18 protein-coding genes are annotated in these 18,035 nt (G+C 75.0%); 14 read left to right on the top strand and 4 right to left on the bottom strand.

The window, feature by feature from the left end:
- Positions 1-35 precede the first annotated feature (35 nt).
- Positions 36-1,418 (top strand): replication-associated recombination protein A, encoded by a 1,383-nt coding sequence (locus tag ACQFYA_RS11260; RefSeq protein ID WP_499124116.1) that lies wholly within the window; start codon positions 36-38, stop codon positions 1,416-1,418.
- A 15-nt stretch (positions 1,419-1,433) separates the two neighbouring features.
- On the opposite strand, the gene ACQFYA_RS11255 is transcribed toward ACQFYA_RS11260, so the two are convergent.
- Positions 1,434-2,399, bottom strand: a complete 966-nt coding sequence (locus ACQFYA_RS11255) for a zinc-binding dehydrogenase (RefSeq protein WP_499124114.1) — start codon at positions 2,397-2,399, stop codon at positions 1,434-1,436.
- A gap of 81 nt (positions 2,400-2,480) precedes the next feature.
- Between ACQFYA_RS11255 and ACQFYA_RS11250 the strand changes: the two genes are divergently transcribed.
- The 11 genes from ACQFYA_RS11250 (at position 2,481) to aroB (ending at position 13,204) form a co-directional block, all read left to right on the top strand.
- On the top strand, positions 2,481-2,978 hold the full coding sequence (locus ACQFYA_RS11250) for a MarR family winged helix-turn-helix transcriptional regulator (protein ID WP_499124110.1): 498 nt from the start codon (positions 2,481-2,483) through the stop codon (positions 2,976-2,978).
- 202 nt (positions 2,979-3,180) lie between these two features.
- The gene (gene rpsD / locus ACQFYA_RS11245) at positions 3,181-3,807 is read left to right on the top strand and encodes a 30S ribosomal protein S4 (protein ID WP_499124108.1); all 627 of its coding nucleotides are present in this window, start codon (positions 3,181-3,183) and stop codon (positions 3,805-3,807) included.
- A 144-nt stretch (positions 3,808-3,951) separates the two neighbouring features.
- On the top strand, positions 3,952-4,332 hold the full coding sequence (locus ACQFYA_RS11240) for a DUF948 domain-containing protein (RefSeq protein WP_499124106.1): 381 nt from the start codon (positions 3,952-3,954) through the stop codon (positions 4,330-4,332).
- Positions 4,329-4,709: a hypothetical protein gene (locus tag ACQFYA_RS11235; protein ID WP_499124103.1), complete on the top strand. Its 381-nt coding sequence runs from the start codon at positions 4,329-4,331 to the stop codon at positions 4,707-4,709. The genes ACQFYA_RS11240 and ACQFYA_RS11235 overlap by 4 nt, the downstream gene beginning before the upstream one ends.
- A gap of 128 nt (positions 4,710-4,837) precedes the next feature.
- On the top strand, positions 4,838-7,537 hold the full coding sequence (gene alaS, locus ACQFYA_RS11230) for an alanine--tRNA ligase (protein ID WP_499124101.1): 2,700 nt from the start codon (positions 4,838-4,840) through the stop codon (positions 7,535-7,537).
- Complete coding sequence (gene ruvX / locus ACQFYA_RS11225) at positions 7,534-8,082, top strand: Holliday junction resolvase RuvX (protein ID WP_499124097.1); 549 nt, start codon at positions 7,534-7,536, stop codon at positions 8,080-8,082. The genes alaS and ruvX overlap by 4 nt, the downstream gene beginning before the upstream one ends.
- A gap of 67 nt (positions 8,083-8,149) precedes the next feature.
- Positions 8,150-9,298, top strand: coding sequence for an endolytic transglycosylase MltG (gene mltG / locus ACQFYA_RS11220; RefSeq protein WP_499124094.1), 1,149 nt, complete (start codon positions 8,150-8,152; stop codon positions 9,296-9,298).
- Between the two features lies 1 nt (position 9,299).
- A complete protein-coding gene (locus ACQFYA_RS11215; protein WP_499124091.1) occupies positions 9,300-10,193 on the top strand; it encodes a shikimate dehydrogenase in 894 nt (297 codons plus the stop codon).
- A 67-nt stretch (positions 10,194-10,260) separates the two neighbouring features.
- Entirely contained in the window at positions 10,261-11,478 is a 1,218-nt protein-coding gene (gene aroC, locus ACQFYA_RS11210) for a chorismate synthase (protein ID WP_499124086.1), read from the top strand.
- Positions 11,475-12,065 carry a shikimate kinase gene (locus ACQFYA_RS11205; RefSeq protein ID WP_499124084.1) on the top strand — a complete coding sequence of 197 codons (591 nt, stop codon included), beginning with the start codon at positions 11,475-11,477 and terminating at the stop codon, positions 12,063-12,065. Before aroC ends, ACQFYA_RS11205 begins: the two co-directional genes overlap by 4 nt.
- The gene (gene aroB / locus ACQFYA_RS11200) at positions 12,062-13,204 is read left to right on the top strand and encodes a 3-dehydroquinate synthase (RefSeq protein WP_499124081.1); all 1,143 of its coding nucleotides are present in this window, start codon (positions 12,062-12,064) and stop codon (positions 13,202-13,204) included. Before ACQFYA_RS11205 ends, aroB begins: the two co-directional genes overlap by 4 nt.
- A gap of 4 nt (positions 13,205-13,208) precedes the next feature.
- Here aroB and ACQFYA_RS11195 read toward each other — a convergent pair whose 3' ends face one another.
- Both ACQFYA_RS11195 and ACQFYA_RS11190 read right to left on the bottom strand, forming a co-directional pair.
- Positions 13,209-14,015 carry a glycerophosphodiester phosphodiesterase family protein gene (locus ACQFYA_RS11195; protein ID WP_499124080.1) on the bottom strand — a complete coding sequence of 269 codons (807 nt, stop codon included), beginning with the start codon at positions 14,013-14,015 and terminating at the stop codon, positions 13,209-13,211.
- Complete coding sequence (locus ACQFYA_RS11190; RefSeq protein WP_499124079.1) at positions 14,012-15,076, bottom strand: alpha/beta hydrolase; 1,065 nt, start codon at positions 15,074-15,076, stop codon at positions 14,012-14,014. Before ACQFYA_RS11190 ends, ACQFYA_RS11195 begins: the two co-directional genes overlap by 4 nt.
- 78 nt (positions 15,077-15,154) lie before the next feature.
- On the opposite strand from ACQFYA_RS11190, the gene ACQFYA_RS11185 reads away from it, so the two are divergent.
- Positions 15,155-16,564 carry an MFS transporter gene (locus ACQFYA_RS11185; protein ID WP_499124075.1) on the top strand — a complete coding sequence of 470 codons (1,410 nt, stop codon included), beginning with the start codon at positions 15,155-15,157 and terminating at the stop codon, positions 16,562-16,564.
- On the opposite strand, the gene sigJ is transcribed toward ACQFYA_RS11185, so the two are convergent.
- On the bottom strand, positions 16,509-17,567 hold the full coding sequence (gene sigJ / locus ACQFYA_RS11180; protein WP_499124073.1) for an RNA polymerase sigma factor SigJ: 1,059 nt from the start codon (positions 17,565-17,567) through the stop codon (positions 16,509-16,511). The genes ACQFYA_RS11185 and sigJ overlap by 56 nt on opposite strands.
- Before the next feature lie 113 nt (positions 17,568-17,680).
- Here sigJ and ACQFYA_RS11175 point away from each other — a divergent pair, with 113 nt between their 5' ends.
- Complete coding sequence (locus ACQFYA_RS11175; protein WP_499124071.1) at positions 17,681-18,034, top strand: iron chaperone; 354 nt, start codon at positions 17,681-17,683, stop codon at positions 18,032-18,034.
- Position 18,035: the final 1 nt, after the last annotated feature.

Here is an 18,035-nt window from a genome sequence, read left to right as displayed (position 1 = left end):
CCGGCGCGTGGGTGGCGCTCCGTAGGCTGGGGCGCATGGACCTGTTCGACGCCGCGATCACCGGCGAGCACGGCACGCCGGCGACCGGACGCACCGGCCCGAGCGCACCCCTGGCGGTGCGCATGCGGCCCGCCGCCCTCGACGAGGTCGCCGGCCAGGGCCACCTGCTCGTGCCGGGGTCGCCCCTGCGCCGGCTCGTCGAGCCGGCGGACGAGTCGGCGCGACGTGCCGCCCCGGGCTCCGTGATCCTCTGGGGCCCGCCCGGCGTCGGCAAGACCACGCTCGCCTACCTGGTGGCCACCGTGTCGGGGCGTCGGTTCGTCGAGCTCTCCGCCGTGACGGCGGGGGTCAAGGACGTGCGGCAGGTGATCGAGGACGCCCGCCGCCGGCTCGTGGCGGGGGGCGAGGAGACCGTCCTCTTCATCGACGAGGTGCACCGCTTCTCCAAGACGCAGCAGGACGCGCTGCTGCCGAGCGTCGAGAACCGCTGGGTCACCCTGGTCGCCGCGACCACCGAGAACCCGTCGTTCTCCGTCAACTCCCCGCTGCTGAGCCGCTCGCTGCTGCTCACCCTCAAGCCGCTCACCGCCGACGACGTGCGCGCCCTCGTGCGCCGGGCCGTCGAGGACGAGCGCGGGCTCGGGGGCGCCGTCGCGCTCGCCGACGACGCCGAGGACCAGCTCGTGCGGATGGCCGGCGGGGACGCGCGCAAGGCCCTGACCATCCTCGAGGCCGCGGCGGGCGCCGCCCTCGCGGACGCCGGCCCCGGGCGCGACGAGCCCGTGGCGGTGGACCTGGACACGGTCGAGCGCGCCGTCGACGTCGCCGCCGTGCGCTACGACCGCGACGGCGACCAGCACTACGACGTCGTCTCCGCGTTTATCAAGTCCATCCGCGGCTCCGACGTCGACGCCGCGCTGCACTACCTGGCGCGCATGGTGGCCGCGGGGGAGGACCCGCGCTTCATCGCACGCCGCCTGGTCATCTCCGCAGCCGAGGACGTCGGCATGGCCGACCCGTCCGCGCTGCAGACGGCCGTGGCCGCGGCGCAGGCCGTCCAGCTCATCGGCATGCCCGAGGGCCGGATCGTCCTCGCGGAGGCGGTGGTGCACCTCGCGACCGCGCCCAAGTCCAACCGGGCCTACGCCGGGATCGACGCGGCGCTCGCGGACGTGCGCGCCGGCAAGGTCGGGGTCGTGCCGGCGCACCTGCGCGACGCGCACTACGCCGGCGCGGAGAAGATCGGGCACGGCGCGGGCTACCGGTACGCGCACGACGCCCCGCACGCGATCGCCGCGCAGCAGTACCTGCCCGACGAGCTCGCCGGGAGGCGGTACTACGACCCGAGCGACCGCGGCTTCGAGAAGCAGGTGACCGACCGGCTCGAGCGCATCCGGCAGATCCTCGACGGTGCGTGATCCCGTCGTGTGCGGTCAGGGCACGAGGACGGTGCGGGTCCCCGGCTCGTCCGGCCGTGACCACGCGGCCTCGGCGTCGGCCAGCGGGACGGTGCGCGTGCGGACTGCGATCCGGCCCGCGGTGATCTCCGCCACGAGCGCGGGCAGCTCGGCGAGGTAACGACGCCCGGACACGGAGCCCTGGCCGCTGCCGAGCAGCCGCAGGTTGGCCGACCGCAGGGCGGCCGCCGGCAGCTCGATCGTGTCGCCCGCGACGGCGCCGATCTCCACCCACCGCAGCGGAGCGCTGCGGTCCGAGCGGGCCCGCAGCAGCGCCGGGATCGCGTGGCGCGTCGGCGGCCCCCAGAGGTAGTCGAGCACCACGTCGATGTCGGCCGCGGCGGCGGCGAGGGCGTCGGCCGTGGCGTCGAGGTCGTCGGTGATGCGGACGACGTCGTCCGCGCCCAGGTCGCGGAGCGCCGAGAGCCGCGCCTGGTCCCGGCCGGCGCCCACGACGCGCCCGGCGCCCAGGAGCCGGGCGACCCGGACCGCCATGGCGCCGGCGTTGCCGGTGGCGCCGAGCACGAGCACGCTCTGGCCGGGCTGGAGCTCGGCCTGCCGGCGCAGCGCGACCCAGGAGGACATCGCGGGGTTCATCGCGGCGGCGACCGCCACGGGGTCGGCGTCGGCGGGGAGCTCGACGGCGCGCCGCGGGTCGACGGCGGCCTGCTCGCTCAGCGTCCCGGCGACGTCGTCGTCCGTGGCGAAGTAGACGAGGCGGCCGTCGGCCCGGCGGCCCACGCCGTCGATCCCGGGGATCATCGGCAGGCGGCCGTTGCTCGTGTAGTGAGCGCCGGCGGCACCGGACCGGACGCGGGGGTGCAGGCCGACCGCGAGGACGTCGACGACCTCCTCGCCTGCGCGGGGGCGCGGCGCCTCGACGGCGCGGACGTGCGGGGGCTCGTCGAACGACGTGACGACGGCGGCGTGCATCTGACCCATGACTTCTCCTGAGGACGTAGAGTGGTTCGCGATACGAACCAATATAGTTCGTGACACGAACTAGTGCAACGGGAGGGCGACATGGCCGATGCGAGGCCCCGGGAGCGGGCGCAGGGGCGGGCGGGAGAGCTCGACGTCGTGGACGGCATCGCCCAGCTGGCGTTCCTCGTCCACGCGGACATCGACCGGCGCGCCGGCGAGGCCGGGATGTCGCTCGTCCAGGCACGGATGCTCGGAGTGCTGCGGGACCGCGTGCCGACCATGACCGAGCTCGGCGCGGCGCTGGGCCTCGACAAGGCGAGCGTCAGCGGTCTCGTCCAACGGGCGGAACGGCGTGACCTGGTCGCGCGGGAGCGCGACCCGGGGGACGGTCGGGCGACCCGGGTGCGGCTGCTGCCCGAGGGGCGACGGCTCGTGACCGAGGCGACCGCGGGGTACGCGGCGGCGGTGGGCTCCCTCCTCGACGCCGTCGACGACGACGACCGGGCGGCCCTGGCGCGGATCCTGAGCCGCATCCTCGTCGCGGAGGCGGCCGGCCGGGGGATCGACCTGCTCGACGTCGCCGCTCCGGAGGGGTGACCGGCGCCGCGGTGGAGCGCGGCCGGGATGCGATAGGATGCTGCGGTTGCCGTTTTTCGGCGAACGCCTGGGACCTCGGCCCCGTGAGCGTGCTGCACCCCCGGTGCCGCGAGCTCCATCGGCTGGTCCCGCACCCGACCTTCCCCTCGTGGGCCGGCTTCGGGTGTGACCTCATCCATCACCACAGGACAGGAAGCAACCAGTGACCGCTGTCACCAAGTCGCGCCGCCAGGTCCGCCTGAGCCGCAAGCTCGGCCTCGCGCTGACCCCGAAGGCCGTCCGCCACTTCGAGAAGCGCCCGTACCCCCCGGGTGAGCACGGCCGCGCCCGCCGTCGCACCGAGTCGGACTACGCGGTCCGCCTCCGCGAGAAGCAGCGCCTGCGCGCCCAGTACATGCTGCGCGAGAAGCAGCTCCTCAAGGTCTACGAGGACGCCCGCAAGCACCCGGGCCTGACCGGTGAGGTCATGGTCGAGGACCTCGAGACGCGCCTCGACGCGCTCGTGCTGCGCGCCGGCTTCGGCCGCACCATGCTGCAGGCCCGCCAGGCCGTGACGCACCGTCACATCCTGGTGGACGGCAAGATCGTCGACCGTCCGTCGTTCCGCGTGAAGCCCGGCCAGACCGTCCAGGTCAAGCCGAAGTCGCAGACCACCACGCCGTTCCAGGTCGCCGCCGCCGGCGCCCACCGCGACGTGCTGCCGACCCTCCCGGGCTACCTCGAGGTAAACCTCGAGAAGCTGTCGGCCACGCTGACCCGCAAGCCGAAGCGCGCCGAGGTCCCCGTGACCTGCGAGGTGCAGCTCGTGGTCGAGTTCTACGCGCGCTGACCCCGCGCATCGCAGCTGAGAAGTCCGCAGCTGAGGACGCCCCGTCACCCGCGTCGCGGGGGGCGGGGCGTCTGCCGTTTCACCGGTGGTCGCCCGGGATAGGGTGACGACCGACCGTCTGACGCCTGTGCGAGGAGAGATCTGATGTCGATGGGTGACGTGGCCGGGCTCATCGCGGCCGTCGCGTTCGTGCTGCTCGTGGGGCTGCTCGCGATCCCGCTCGTGAAGCTGGGGCGCGTGCTCGACGAGGCGACGCGCTCCATCCGCGAGGTCACGGAGCACTCCGTGCCGATCCTCGACGAGGCGGCCACCACGGTGGCCTCCACCAACGACCAGCTCGTCAAGGTCGACACCATCACCACGTCCGCCGCCCAGGTGAGCGAGAACGTGTCGGCCCTGGCGGGCCTGTACGCCTCGACGCTCGGCCGCCCGCTGGTGAAGGTCGCGGCCTTCTCCTACGGCGTGCGCCAGGCGTTCGCCGGCGCGGCGCGCTCGAGCCGCGGTGACGGGAAGGCGACGCGATGATCCGCCGGCTGTTCTGGGTCGGCGTCGGCGTCACCGTGACCGTCGTGGTGATCCGGCAGGGGCGCAAGGTCGTCGCCCGGTACGCGCCGGAGGCCGTCGTCGACCGCGCGGAGAAGGCGGCGCAGGACGCCGGCCGGCGCGCGGAGACGTTCGTCGCCACGTTCCGGCGCGAGTTCACGCAGGCCCGCAGCGCCCGGGAGGCGGAGCTGACCGCGGCGCTGCTCGCCGAGGGGCAGCCGGACCCGGACGACGTCCGCGCGAGCGGGCTGCGTGCCGCCGACCTGCGTGCCGGGGGCGCGGCCCACCCCCGGCACGCCGCTCCCGACCCGGAGGCGGAGATCGCCGCGGACGAGGCCGAGCTCGGCTACTCGTTCTGAGAAATCTCTTACCGACCATCCACCGACGGGCGGGACAATAGGTGCGGCCACCCCGGCGGCCTCCCGCCGCTCCCGCCACCGTCACGTCAGTCACCAGCCGCACCGGCTCGACATCATCGAAGGACACCATGCGCACCGCTGAGATCCGCAAGCGTTGGCTCGACTACTTCGAGTCCAAGGGGCACGCCATCGTGCCGAGCGCCCCGCTCGTGTCGCCGGACCCGTCGATCCTGTTCACCATCGCCGGCATGGTGCCGTTCATCCCGTACATCCTGGGCACCGAGCAGGCGCCGTGGCCGCGGGCCGCGAGCGTGCAGAAGTGCATCCGCACCAACGACATCGAGAACGTCGGCCGCACCACGCGGCACGGCACGTTCTTCCAGATGAACGGCAACTTCTCCTTCGGCGACTACTTCAAGCGCGAGGCCATCGACTTCGCCTGGGAGCTGCTCACGTCCGAGCAGTCGCAGGGCGGCTACGGGCTCGACGGCGACCGGCTCTGGGTCACGCTCTGGGAGCAGGACACCGAGGCCTACGACGCGCTGACGAAGGGCGTGGGCCTCGACCCGAAGCACATCGTGCGGCTGCCGCGCGAGGAGAACTTCTGGGACACCGGCCAGCCCGGCCCGGCGGGTCCCTGCGCGGAGTGGCACTACGACCGCGGCCCGGCCTACGGGCCCGACGCCGTCGGCGGCACCGTGGACCCGGGCGGCGACCGCTACCTGGAGATCTGGAACCTCGTGTTCGACCAGTTCGTGCGCGGCGAGGGGCAGGGCAAGAACTACCCGCTGCTCGGCGAGCTGGACCACAAGAGCATCGACACGGGCGCCGGCCTGGAGCGCATCGCCTACCTGCTGCAGGACAAGCAGAACCTGTACGAGATCGACGAGGTCTTCCCCGTCATCACGCGGGTGGAGGAGCTGACCGGCAAGCGCTACGGCGCGGACCCGGAGGACGACGTGCGCATGCGCGTCGTCGCCGACCACGTGCGCTCGTCGCTCATGGTTATCGGCGACGGCGTGCGCCCGTCCAACGAGGGCCGCGGCTACGTGCTGCGCCGCCTGATCCGCCGCGCCGTGCGCTCCGTGCGCCTGCTCGGCGTGGACGAGGTCGCGCTGCCGTCCCTGCTGCCGGTGTCCAAGGACGCGATGAAGGCCTCCTACCCGGAGCTCGAGGCCGAGTTCGGCCGCATCAGCGACGTCGCGTACGCCGAGGAGGACGCGTTCCGCCGGACGCTCGCCCAGGGCACGACGATCCTCGACACCGCCGTGGGGCGCGCCAAGGCGTCGGCCGACGGCGGCGCGCCGGTGCTCGGCGGCGCCGCGGCCTTCCAGCTCCACGACACGTACGGCTTCCCGATCGACCTCACGCTCGAGATGGCGGCCGAGCAGGGCGTGCAGGTGGACGAGAAGGCGTTCCGCGACCTCATGGCGGAGCAGAAGCAGCGCGCCCGCGCGGACGCCCTGGCCAAGAAGACCGGGCACGCCGACCTGCGCGCGTACGAGTCGCTGTCGCACGAGCTCGCCGCGCCGGTGGAGTTCCTCGGGTACACCGACCGCGAGTCCACCGTCACGGTGGCCGGGCTGCTGGTCGACGGCGTCCCGACGCCGGCCGCCACCGCCCCGGCCGACGTCGAGGTCGTGCTGGACCGCACGCCGTTCTACGCCGAGGCCGGAGGTCAGCTCGCCGACCAGGGCACGATCGTGCTCGACGGCGGCGCCACGATCGAGGTGGACGACGTGCAGCGCCCGGTCAAGGGCCTGTCCGTGCACCGCGGCCGCCTGGTCGAGGGCACCGTCGCGCTGGGCGACCCGGGCCTCGCGACGATCGACGTGTCCCGGCGCGTCGCGATCAGCCGCGCCCACTCGGCCACGCACATGATCCACAAGGCACTGCACGAGCTCGTCGGCCAGGACCGCACGCAGGCCGGCTCGGAGAACGCCCCGAGCCGGGTGCGCTTCGACTTCCGCTCGCCCACGGCCGTGGACTCCTCCGCACTCGGGGACATCGAGGAGCGCGTGAACGAGCGCCTCGTGGACAACCTCGAGGTCACCGACTCCGTGATGTCGCTGGCGCAGGCCCGCGAGCTCGGGGCGATGGCGCTGTTCGGCGAGAAGTACGGCGACCGCGTGCGCGTCGTCTCGATCGGCGGGGACTGGTCCCGCGAGCTGTGCGGCGGCACGCACGTGAAGGCGACCGGCGAGGTCGGCCGCGTCGCGCTGCTCGGCGAGTCGTCGATCGGCTCCGGCGTGCGGCGCGTCGACGCCCTCGTCGGAGACGGGGCGTACGGCTTCCAGGCCAAGGAGCATGCCCTGGTCGGCCAGCTCACCGGCCTGCTCGGGGCGCGGCCCGACGAGCTCGCCGACCGGGTCGGCTCGCTGCTGTCGCGCCTGAAGGAGACCGAGAAGGAGCTGGCGGGGATGCGTCAGGCCCGCATCCTCGCGGGTGCCGGGGCGCTCGCGGCCGAGGCGTCGCGCGTCGGCGACGTGCGGGTCGTGGCGCACGACGCGGGCGAGGTGGCGTCGGCGGACGACCTGCGCGCCCTCGCGCTGGAGGTGCGCGGCCGCCTCGGCGACGCCGAGCCGGCGCTCGTCGCGGTCGGCGGCGTCGCGGGTGGCCGCCCGCTGGTGGTCGTCGCGACCAACGCGGGCGCGCGCGACGCGGGCCTGCGGGCCGGCGACTTCGTCAAGGCCGCGGCCACGACCCTCGGCGGCGGCGGCGGGGGCAAGCCCGACCTGGCGCAGGGCGGCGGCTCCGACGCGGCGGCGCTGCCCGCCGCGCTCGCCGGCGTGGCGGAGGGCGTCAGCGCGGCCCGGGCGGGCGCGTGACCGCTCCGTCGGTGCCCGAGCAGGGCGCGCCCCGCGGGCTGCCGCGGGGCGCGCGGCTCGGCGTGGACGTCGGCAAGGCGCGCATCGGGCTCGCGGGCAGCGACCCCGACGGCCTGATCGCGACGCCGGTGGAGACGGTGCCGCGCGTGCTCGAGGTGCCGCGCGCCGCCGACGGCGGGCCCGCCGTGACCGCCGACGTCGCGCGGATCGCGGCGGAGGTCGAGGAGCGGTTCGCGGCGGTCGTGTACGTGGGGCTGCCCCGGCACTTGTCCGGCGCGGAGGGGGCGGCGACCGCCGACGCGCGCGAGTTCGCGGTGCGGCTCGCGGCGGCCGTCGCGCCGGCCGAGGTGCGGCTCGTGGACGAGCGGATGACGACGGTCACCGCGCACGCGCAGCTCCGGTCGGCGGGGCGACGCACCAAGACACACCGGTCTGTCGTCGACCAGGCCGCAGCCGTTATCATTCTGCAATCTGCACTTGACGTGGAGCGGTCGGCGGGGGAGCGCGCCGGTGAGCTCGTCGAGTCGCGGCCGCCGGGCGCCTGACCAGCCCGGACAGCAGAACCCGACCCATCGTGCCCACCCCAGGCCCTGTCAGAAGGAAGTACCCGGCGTGACGGACCTCTTCGAGCATCCCGCCCTGCAGGAGGCACCTGCGGCACCCTCGCGGCGTCGCTCGGCCGCCAGCAAGCGGGCCGCGGCCAAGCGCAAGCGCCGCCGCCGGCAGCGCACCGCGGTGGTGCTCGTGGTGGTGCTCGGGTTCGTGGGCGCCGGCGCCTACGTGCTGTGGGACCGCCTGGACGACCTCGTCGGCGATCTCCCGTTCGTCGGGTCGCAGGCCGAGGACTACCCGGGCCCGGGCGGGGACCCGGTCGAGGTGGTCATCCCCGAGGGTGCCACGGGCGGCCAGATGGGCACCGTGCTGCTCGACGCCGGGGTGGTCGCCAGCGTCGCCGCGTTCAACGACGCGTTCGGTCAGAACCCCGCCGCGGCGGGCATCCAGCCCGGCACCTACCAGCTGCAGGCGGAGATGAAGGCGTCCGACGCCGTCGCCGCGCTGGTCAAGAACGAGAAGCTGCAGACGAACGTGACGATCCCCGAGGGCTACACCGTCGACCAGATCGTGGAGAAGGTCGCCTCCGTCACGACGATCACGAAGGGCGAGCTCGAGAAGGCGCTCGACGACCCGTCGTCGTTCGGGCTGCCGAAGCAGGCCGACGGCAACGCCGAGGGCTGGCTGTTCCCCAAGACGTACAGCGTGCAGCCGGGCGACGACGCGACGTCCCTGCTGACGGCGATGGTGGCGCAGACCACCAAGGAGCTCGACGGCCTGGGCGTCGCCAAGGGTGACTGGGAGGACGTGCTGAACAAGGCGTCGCTCGTGGAGAAGGAAGCACCCGACGGCTACCGCGGCGAGGTCGCCCGGGTCATCGAGAACCGCATCGATCGCGGTTCGCCGCTGGGCCTCGACGCGATCGACGCCTACGGCCGGGGAAAGCCGGCGAGCGAGATCACGGTCAAGGAGTTCAACGACGAGGACTTCCCGTACGCGTCGCGCAAGCAGATCGGCCTCCCGCCGACGCCCATCAGCAACCCGGGAGCCGAGTCGGTCAAGGCGGTCCTCGACCCGCCGCAGGGCGACTGGATGTGGTACGTGACCGTGAACCTCGACACCGGCGAGACCAAGTTCACCGACACCTACAGCGAGTTCGAGCAGTTCAAGTCCGAGTACCAGAAGTGGGCCGCGGAGAACACCGACTGACATGACCGCCTCCCGACGCGCGGCGGTGCTCGGCCACCCCGTCACCCACTCCCTGTCGCCCGTGCTGCACACCGCCGCGTACGACGCCCTCGGCCTGGACGGCTGGGCGTACTCCGCGATCGACACCACCGCGGACGAGCTGCCCGCGCTGGTGCGCGGCCTGGACCTCGGCTGGGCGGGCCTGAGCGTCACCATGCCGCTCAAGCAGGCGATCACGCCGCTGCTGGACCACGTCGACCCGCTCGCGGTCGCCGTGGGAGCCGTCAACACGGTGCTGGTGGCGCCCGCGCAGTGCGGCGTCGTCCTGACGGGCACGAACACGGACGTGTACGGCCTGGTCACGGCCCTGCGTGAGGGGCTCGGCGCGCAGGGGAAGAGCCGCGACGCCGTGACCCGCAGCGCCGTCGTCCTCGGCGGCGGGGCCACGGCGGCCTCGACGCTCGCCGCGCTCGGCGAGCTCGGCTGCACGACGCCGCGCGTGCTCGTCCGCTCCCTCGGCCGCTCGGCCGGCCTGCAGCAGGCCGCGGCCCGCATGGGCGTCGTCCCGCGCTTCGAGGTGCTGGACGCGTCCGCCTCGCTCGGTGCGCTGCTCGACGCCGACCTCGTCGTCTCGACGATGCCGGCCTACGCCGCCGACCCGGTCGCCGCCGCGCTGTCCGCCCGCGGCGCCACGCCGGCCGGCGTGCTGCTCGACGTCGTCTACGACCCGCGGCCGACCGCGCTGTCCTCGACGTGGGCCGCGTCCGGCGGCACGGTCGTCGGCGGCGAGCGGATGCTGCTGCACCAGGCGGTCGAGCAGGTGCGGCTCATGACCGGCCGCATTGCTCCCGTCGCCGCGATGGACGCCGCGCTGACCGGCGCCCTGGCGGCCCCTGCCGGCACCGCGGCCGTCTGACGCGGCCCGGCGTCCGCACGGTGACCACCGGACGGACCCCTGCCGTGGGCGTGGAAGAATCGCAGGCATGCTGCGCTGGATGACGTCGGGGGAGTCGCACGGTCCGTCACTGGTCGGGGTGCTGGAGGGCCTGCCGGCAGGCGTCGAGGTCGTCACCGCCGACCTGCAGGCCGCGCTGGCGCGACGGCGGCTCGGCTACGGCCGCGGCGCCCGGATGAAGTTCGAGCAGGACGACGTGCGCGTGCTCGGCGGGCTGCGGCACGGCGTCAGCCAGGGTGGACCGCTGGCGTTCGAGATCGGCAACACCGAGTGGCCCAAGTGGACCGACGTCATGTCGCCCGACCCGGTCGAGCGCGACGCCCTCCTCGTGGACGCGGGAACGGGCGACGAGCGCGAGATCGCGCGCAACCGGCCCCTGACGCGGCCCCGCCCGGGCCACGCCGACCTCGTCGGGATGCGCAAGTACGGCTTCGACGACGCCCGCCCCGTGCTCGAGCGCGCCAGCGCGCGCGAGACGGCGACGCGCGTCGCGCTCGGCGTCGTCGCGGCCCGGTTCCTCGAGCAGGCCGTCGGGGTGCGGCTCGTCTCGCACGTCGTGGCGATCGGCCCGGTGGCCGTGCCCGAGGGCGCGGACCTGCCGGCCCCCGGCGACGTCGCGGCGCTGGACGCCGACCCCGTGCGCTGCTTCGACGCCACCACGAGCGCGGCGATGGTCGCGGAGATCGACGAGTGCCGCAAGGACGGCGACACCCTCGGGGGCGTCGTCGAGGTGCTGGCCTACGACGTGCCCACCGGGCTCGGCAGCTACGTGCAGGGCGACCGCCGGCTCGACGCCCGCCTCGCCGGCGCCCTGATGGGCATCCAGGCGATCAAGGGCGTCGAGGTCGGCGACGGCTTCCGCACCGCCCGGCGCCGCGGGTCCGCCGCCCACGACGAGATCGAGCGCGGCGGCGACGGCCGCATCCAGCGCCGGTCGAACCGGGCCGGCGGCATCGAGGGCGGCATGTCGAACGGCGAGGTCCTGCGCGTGCGTGCCGCCATGAAGCCCATCTCCACCGTGCCGCGCGCCCTCGCGACGGTCGACGTCGCCACCGGCGAGTCCGTCACCGCGCACCACCAGCGCTCGGACGTGTGCGCGGTGCCGCCGGCCGCCGTCGTCGCCGAGGCGATGGTCGCGCTCGAGCTGGCGCAGGCCGTGGTGGAGAAGTTCGGCGGGGACTCGGTGGCCGAGGTGCGGCGCAACGCCGACGCCTACCTGGCCTCGATCCCCGAGCTGCTGCGATGACCGCGGGCGCACACGGGTCGAGCCCGGCCGCGGTGCTCATCGGACCGCCCGGCAGCGGCAAGACGACGATCGGCCGGCTGCTCGCGCAGCGGCTCGGCGTCGTGTTCCGCGACACGGACGCGGACGTCGAGGAGGTCGCGGGCAAGGCGGTCGCGGAGATCTTCGTCGACGACGGCGAGCCGCGGTTCCGCGAGCTGGAGCGCGAGGCCGTCACGACGGCCCTGGCGTCCCACCCGGGCGTGCTCGCCCTCGGCGGCGGCGCGGTGATGGACGAGCACGCCCAGCGCGCGCTCGAGGGCTACGTGGCCGGCGGCGGCGTCGTCGTCTTCCTCGACGTGGCGCTGGCGCACGCGGCGCCCCGCGTCGGGTTCAACCAGTCGCGGCCGCTGCTGGTCGGCAACCCCCGCGCGCGGTGGGTCGAGCTGATGGAGCTGCGCCGCCCGACGTACGAGCGGCTGGCCACCGTGCACGTGCTCTCGGACGAGCGCCCCCCGCACGAGGTCGCCGCGCAGGTCCACGCACGCGTCACCGACACGACACCCGGGCCCCCGTCGGCGGGCCCCGCAGCACAGGAGGTCCAGGCATGACGGTCAGGGTGACCGTGACGGGGGCGCAGCCCTACGACGTCGTCGTCGGACGACACCTGCTCGGCGAGCTGCCGAGCCTGCTGGGCGGCGGGGTGCGGCGCGTGCTCGTCATGCACCCGGCGTCGCTGCAGAGCACCGGCGAGGCGGTGCGCGAGGACCTCGTGGCGCAGGGCTACGAGGCGTTCGCCGTCGAGCTGCCGGACGCCGAGGAGCAGAAGACGGCCCAGGTGGCCGCGTTCTGCTGGCAGGTGCTCGGCCAGGCGGACTTCACGCGGTCCGACGCGATCGTCTCCGTCGGGGGCGGCGCGACCACGGACCTCGCGGGCTTCGTCGCCGCCACATGGCTGCGCGGCATCAAGGTCGTGCACGTGCCCACCACCCTGCTCGCGATGGTGGACGCCGCCGTGGGCGGCAAGACCGGCATCAACACCGCCGAGGGCAAGAACCTCGTGGGCGCGTTCCACCCGCCCGCCGGCGTGCTGTGCGACCTCGCCGCCCTGGAGTCGCTCGACCGCTGGGACCTCGTCGCCGGGATGGCGGAGGTCGTCAAGACCGGCTTCATCGCCGACCCGCGCATCCTCGAGCTCGTCGAGGAGCACGCCGACGAGCTGCGCGAGTGGAAGGGCGCCGCCGCCGCCGACGAGACCTGGGCCGTGCTGGCCGAGCTCATCGAGCGGTCCGTGCGGGTCAAGGCCCGGGTCGTGGGGGAGGACCTCACCGAGCAGGGGCTGCGCGAGATCCTCAACTACGGCCACACGCTCGGCCACGCGGTCGAGCTCACCGAGCGCTACCAGTGGCGGCACGGCACGGCGGTCGCGGTCGGGATGGTGTTCGCCGCCGAGCTGGCCCGCCTGGGCGGCAAGCTCGACGACGCCGTCGTCGACCGGCACCGCGCGATCCTCACGTCGCTCGGCCTGCCCACCACCTACCGGGGCGACCGGTGGGACAAGCTCCTCGCCGCCATGCAGCGGGACAAGAAGACGCGCGGGAACCTGCTGCGCTTCGTCGTGCTGGACGACGTGGCGAAGCCGACACGCCTCGAGGGCCCGGACCCGGTGCTGCTCGCCGCGGCGTACGCGGAGGTCTCCAAGGAGCCACCGACGGGCAGCCCCGGGGTGACGGTGCAGCTCGGGCTCTAGCCGGTCATTCCCACAGGCCGCGCGCGAGCAGGACCTCGCGCAGCAGGTCCGCGCGGTCGGTGACGAGGCCGTCGATGCCGAGGTCCAGCAGGCGGTGCATCTCCTCGGGGGCGTTGATCGTCCACACGTGCACGGGGCGGCCGGCGCGGTGCGCGGCCGCCACGGTGGCCGCGTCGACGACGCGCACGCGGCCCTGACCGACGGGGACCTGCAGGGCGTGCACGTCGCGCAGGGCTCGGCGCACGATCGCGTCGGCGCGCAGCCGGGCCCCCGCGACGAACCCCGCCACCTCCCGGCGTCCGGCGGACGTCGCGACCGGGCGGGAGAGGCGCGCGAGGGTGGCGCGCCGCCGGCGCGCGTCGAACGACGTCACGCACACCCGGTCGTGCGCGGCCGTGCGCTCGACCGCTGCGGCCGTCGGCTCGATGCCGGAGTCCTCCTTGACGTCGATGTTCACGCGCAGGTCCGGCCAGGTGCCGAGGACGTCCTCGAGGCGCGGCACAGGCTCCGTGCCGCCGATGCGGGCGCGGCCCACCACGGACCAGGGCAGGTCGGACACCCGCCCCGCGGCGTCGGTGGTGCGGTCGAGGGAGGCGTCGTGCAGGGCGACGGCGACGCCGTCCGCGGTGCCGTGCGCGTCCGTCTCGACGTACCGGAAGCCCAGGTCCACCGCGGCGGCGAACGCGGCCAGCGAGTTCTCGAGGTTCTCCCGCCCGTAGGAGAAGCCACGGTGGGCCAGGGCGGTCACCCGCAGGGGCGCGCCGTCCGGCCCGCGCGGGTCGAGGTACGGGTGCGGGGGGTGCGGCTTCACGGAAGCTCCTCCTCGGCTTGGGACCGGGACCGGGACCGGGACCGGAGACGAGGTGGCCGGGCGTCGGGCAGGCGCTCGTCGACCCAGCGCAGCACGCCGTCGAGGTAGGCGGCGCGGGGCCCGTCGGCGGACAGGGTCAGGTCGTGCACGCCGCCCGGCACGACGAGGGCGCGCGTGTCGGGGCCCACGCGGGGCGTGAGGGCGGCGATCCGCCGGACGTCGAGCACCGTGTCCTGAGCGTCGAGGCGCGGGTTGTCCGGCCGGTCCGGACCGGACGCGTCGCTGCGCGCGACCAGCACCGGCGCCGGCACCGCGAGCCCGTCCGCGAGGCGCGCCTGCGCGCGGCACACGGTGCGCAGCCAGCCCGCCCGCGCCGGCTGCCCCTCCGGCCGCTTCAGCGTCGTGTCGAAGCTCCAGCGCCCGCCGTGGTCGGCGTGCTGGTGCGTGGCGTACACGGACGGGTGGGCGCTCACGACGGCGAGCGGGCGCCGCCGGCCCAGCACCTCCAGCACCGCCGCGCGGCCGGACCGCTGCAGCCACGAGCCGTCGAGGGAGAAGAACGGGGAGTCCAGCACGAGCAGGTCGGGCCCGTCGGCGGGGTCGGCCCGCACCGCGTGCGCCCACAGGGTCGCGGTGAGCCCGCCGGTCGAGTGCGCGTGCACGACCAGCGGCAGCCCGGGCTCGAGCGCGCGGACGGCCCGCGCCGCGGCCGTCAGGTCGGCGCCCGCCTCGCGCAGCGACGCCACGTAGTGCGGGGGCAGCGGGTCGCGGGGGCCGCCGACGTCGTCCGCGCGGGCGTCGAGGAGCGAGCGGCCGGCCCGCCGCAGGTCGACGGCGTAGAACGCGTGCCCGCCGGCCACGACGGCCCGCGCGAGGTGGTCCTGGAAGAAGTAGTCGTTGTAGCCGTGCACGTGCAGCACGACCGCGCGGGCGCCGTCCGGGCGGTCGCGGGCCCGGACCAGGGTCGCGGGGCCCAGCGCCGCCTCCTCGAACGCCGCGCCCAGGAGCCGGTCGGCGCGCCAGGTCTGGTCGGAGGCCTGGTCGGGGGCGGGGGCGTGCACGGCGCGATCGTAGCCGCGGGCCCGCGGCGAGGCGCGGCGTGGGCGCGCGGGCCGCCGGGTCCGGCAGACTGCAGCCTCATGAGCGACCAGCCCGCCGCACCGCAGCCCGGGGCCACGCACGACAGCACAGGATCCGGCGCGCACGACGCCACCGAGGCGCCGGTGCCCCGCCGTCAGGTGGTCTCGTGGGCGATGTGGGACTGGGCGACGCAGCCCTTCAACACCGTGATCGTCACGTTCGTCTTCACCGCGCTGTACCTCACGAGCGACGCGTTCCTGCGGCCCGAGGTGGCGGCCCTGCCGTCGACGGACCCGGTGCACCAGCGCGCGCTGGCCGGGCTCACCAGCGGGCTGGGGCTGTGGATCACGATCGGCGGCGTCCTGGTCGCGCTCCTCGCGCCCGTGCTGGGGCAGCGCGCCGACGTCCAGGGGCGGCGCAAGGCGTGGGTGGGCGGCGCCACGCTGGTCATGGTGGCCTGCATGGCGGCGCTGTTCGCCGTCCGCGCCGATCCGGCCTGGTTCGTGCTCGGCGCCGCGCTCGTGTCCCTCGGCAGCGTCGCGAGCGAGATCGCGGGCGTGAACTACAACGCGATGCTCGTGCAGGTCTCCACCCGCGGCACCGTCGGCCGCGTGTCCGGCCTCGGCTGGGGCCTCGGCTACCTCGGCGGGATCGTCGCGCTCGTCCTGGTGGTCGTCGCGACGGCGTTCGACTGGTGGGGCATGCCCACCGACGACGGCCTCGCGTACCGCGTGATCGCCCTCGGCTGCGCCCTGTGGGCCGTGGCGTTCGCCTGGCCCCTGTTCCGCTACGTGCCGGAGGCGCCGCCCGCGTCCGACCGGCCCCGGGTGGGCTTCTTCGCGGGCTACGGCGTGCTCGTGCGCGACGTCGTCGCGCTCTATCGCGACGACCGGCCCACCTTCCAGTTCCTGCTCGCGAGCGCCGTCTACCGCGACGGCCTCTCCGCCGTGTTCACCTTCGGCGCCGTCATCGCCGCCGTGTCCTTCGGCTTCGGCGACCAGGCCGTCGTGTTCTTCGGCATCGCCGCCAACCTGCTCGCGGGCGTGAGCACGATCCTGGCAGGGCGCCTCGACGACCGGTTCGGGCCGCGCGCGGTGATCATCGGCTCGCTCACCGGCCTCGTGGTGTGCGGCCTTCTCGTGGTCGCCCTGCATGCCCTCGGCCCCGTGGTGTTCTGGGTCGCCGGCCTCGCGCTGACCTGCTTCGTCGGCCCGGCGCAGGCGGCCTCCCGGTCGTTGCTCGCCCGGGTCGCGCCGGCGGGGCGGGAGTCCGAGATCTTCGGCCTCTACGCCACCACCGGCCGCGCGGTGTCGTTCCTCGCCCCTTCGATGTGGACCCTGCTCATCGCGCTCACGGGCGCCACCATCTGGGGCACGCTGGGCATCGTCGCCGTGATCCTCGCCGGCCTGCTGCTCATGCTGAAGGTGACGGTGGGCCTCCGGCCCGACGACGGCGCCCTGCGTCCCTGAGCGCGGCGGCGACCTGCTCGAGGTCGGCCAGCGGCGCCAGGTGGCGCAGCTTGTCGGGGTTGATCACGCCGTCGATGCGCGCGATGCGCCCGCCGGAGACCTGCAGCGCGTACGTGCCGATGACCCCGCCGCCCACCGACGCGTCGGCGTACGCGACCATGCCCGGCCCGCCGTTGACGACCGTCGGCTCCAGGCGCGCCGGCGCGCCGCGCCTGGCGAACCCGGACAGCAGGCGCGCCACGGCCACGTTCCCCGCCACCGGGCGGGACACCGCGAGACCGACGGGCACGTTGCCGCCGCTGTCCCCGGTGAGCGCCACGTCGTCCGCCAGCAGCTCCACCAGCGCGTCGACGTCGCCCTCCTCCGTCGCGGCGATGAACCGCCGGACCAGCTCGGCGGCGTGCGGGTCGGCCCGGCCCGTCCGGGCGGCCGGGGCCTCGTCCTGCCGCGCCGCCACCCGGCGCCGCGCCCGCGAGGCGAGCTGCCGGGCCGCCAGCTCCGTCGTCCCGATCACGTGGGCAGACTCCCGGTGCGGGTAGCCGAACACGTCGTGCAGCAGGAACGCCGCCCGCTCGGACGGCGTCAGCGTCTCCAGCAGCACCAGGAACGCCGTCGACAGGTCGTCGGCCAGCTCCGCGCGCGCCGCGGCCTCCCGCCCCGCCGAGCCCGCCGCCACGACGTCGCCCACCAGCGGCTCGGGCACCCACTCGCCCACGTACGACTCGCGCCGCACCCGGGCCGAGCGCAGCACGTCCAGCGCGATCCGCGTCGCCACGGTGGTCGTGTACGCGGCGGGGTTGAGCACCTGCGCGTCGACGGTCCCCACGGGCGCGACGCGCAGCATCGCCTCCTGGGCCACGTCCTCGGCCTCGGTCACGCTGCCGAGCATCCGGTACGCCGCGCCGAACGCGACGCGCCGCAGGTCCTCGAGGTCGGTCGCGGTCGAGCGGTGGCCGGGGCGGTGCGCGGTGCGTCGTCGCGGGGAGCTGTCCGTGCGTGGCATGCTGCCCATCCTTCCGGGGACGGTCGCTCCGCCCCTGCACTGCCGACGGCGCGGCGCCGCCGGACGTGACGGCCCGTGGTGCGCCCACGGGTGCGCCGCCGCACGATGTCCCCATGGGAGACGTCCAGGACTACCTGACCACGCTGACCGGGCCGGAGCACGACGCCGTGTCCCGCGTCTACGAGCGGGCCCGCGCGCTCGTCCCCGACGTCGAGGAGGGCCGCAGCTACGGCATGCCCGCCCTGCGCTACCGCGGCAGCCCGCTCGTGAGCGCCATGGTCACCCGCACGCACGTGGGCCTCTACCCGTTCAGCCCGGAGGTGGTCGCGGCGCTCGCGGTCGACCTGCAGGGGTTCCGGACCACCAAGGGGTCGATCTCCTTCCAGCCCGACGCGCCGCTGCCGGACGACGTCGTCGACCGGCTGGTGCTCGCGCGCCGGGACGAGATCGACGCCCGCACCCGCTGAC

Source organism: Promicromonospora sp. Marseille-Q5078 (genome assembly GCF_050315395.1).
GTDB lineage: Bacteria > Actinomycetota > Actinomycetes > Actinomycetales > Cellulomonadaceae > Isoptericola.
Note: the sequence above shows the minus strand (reverse complement) of the source record. Positions and strands in the feature narration are given on the sequence as shown.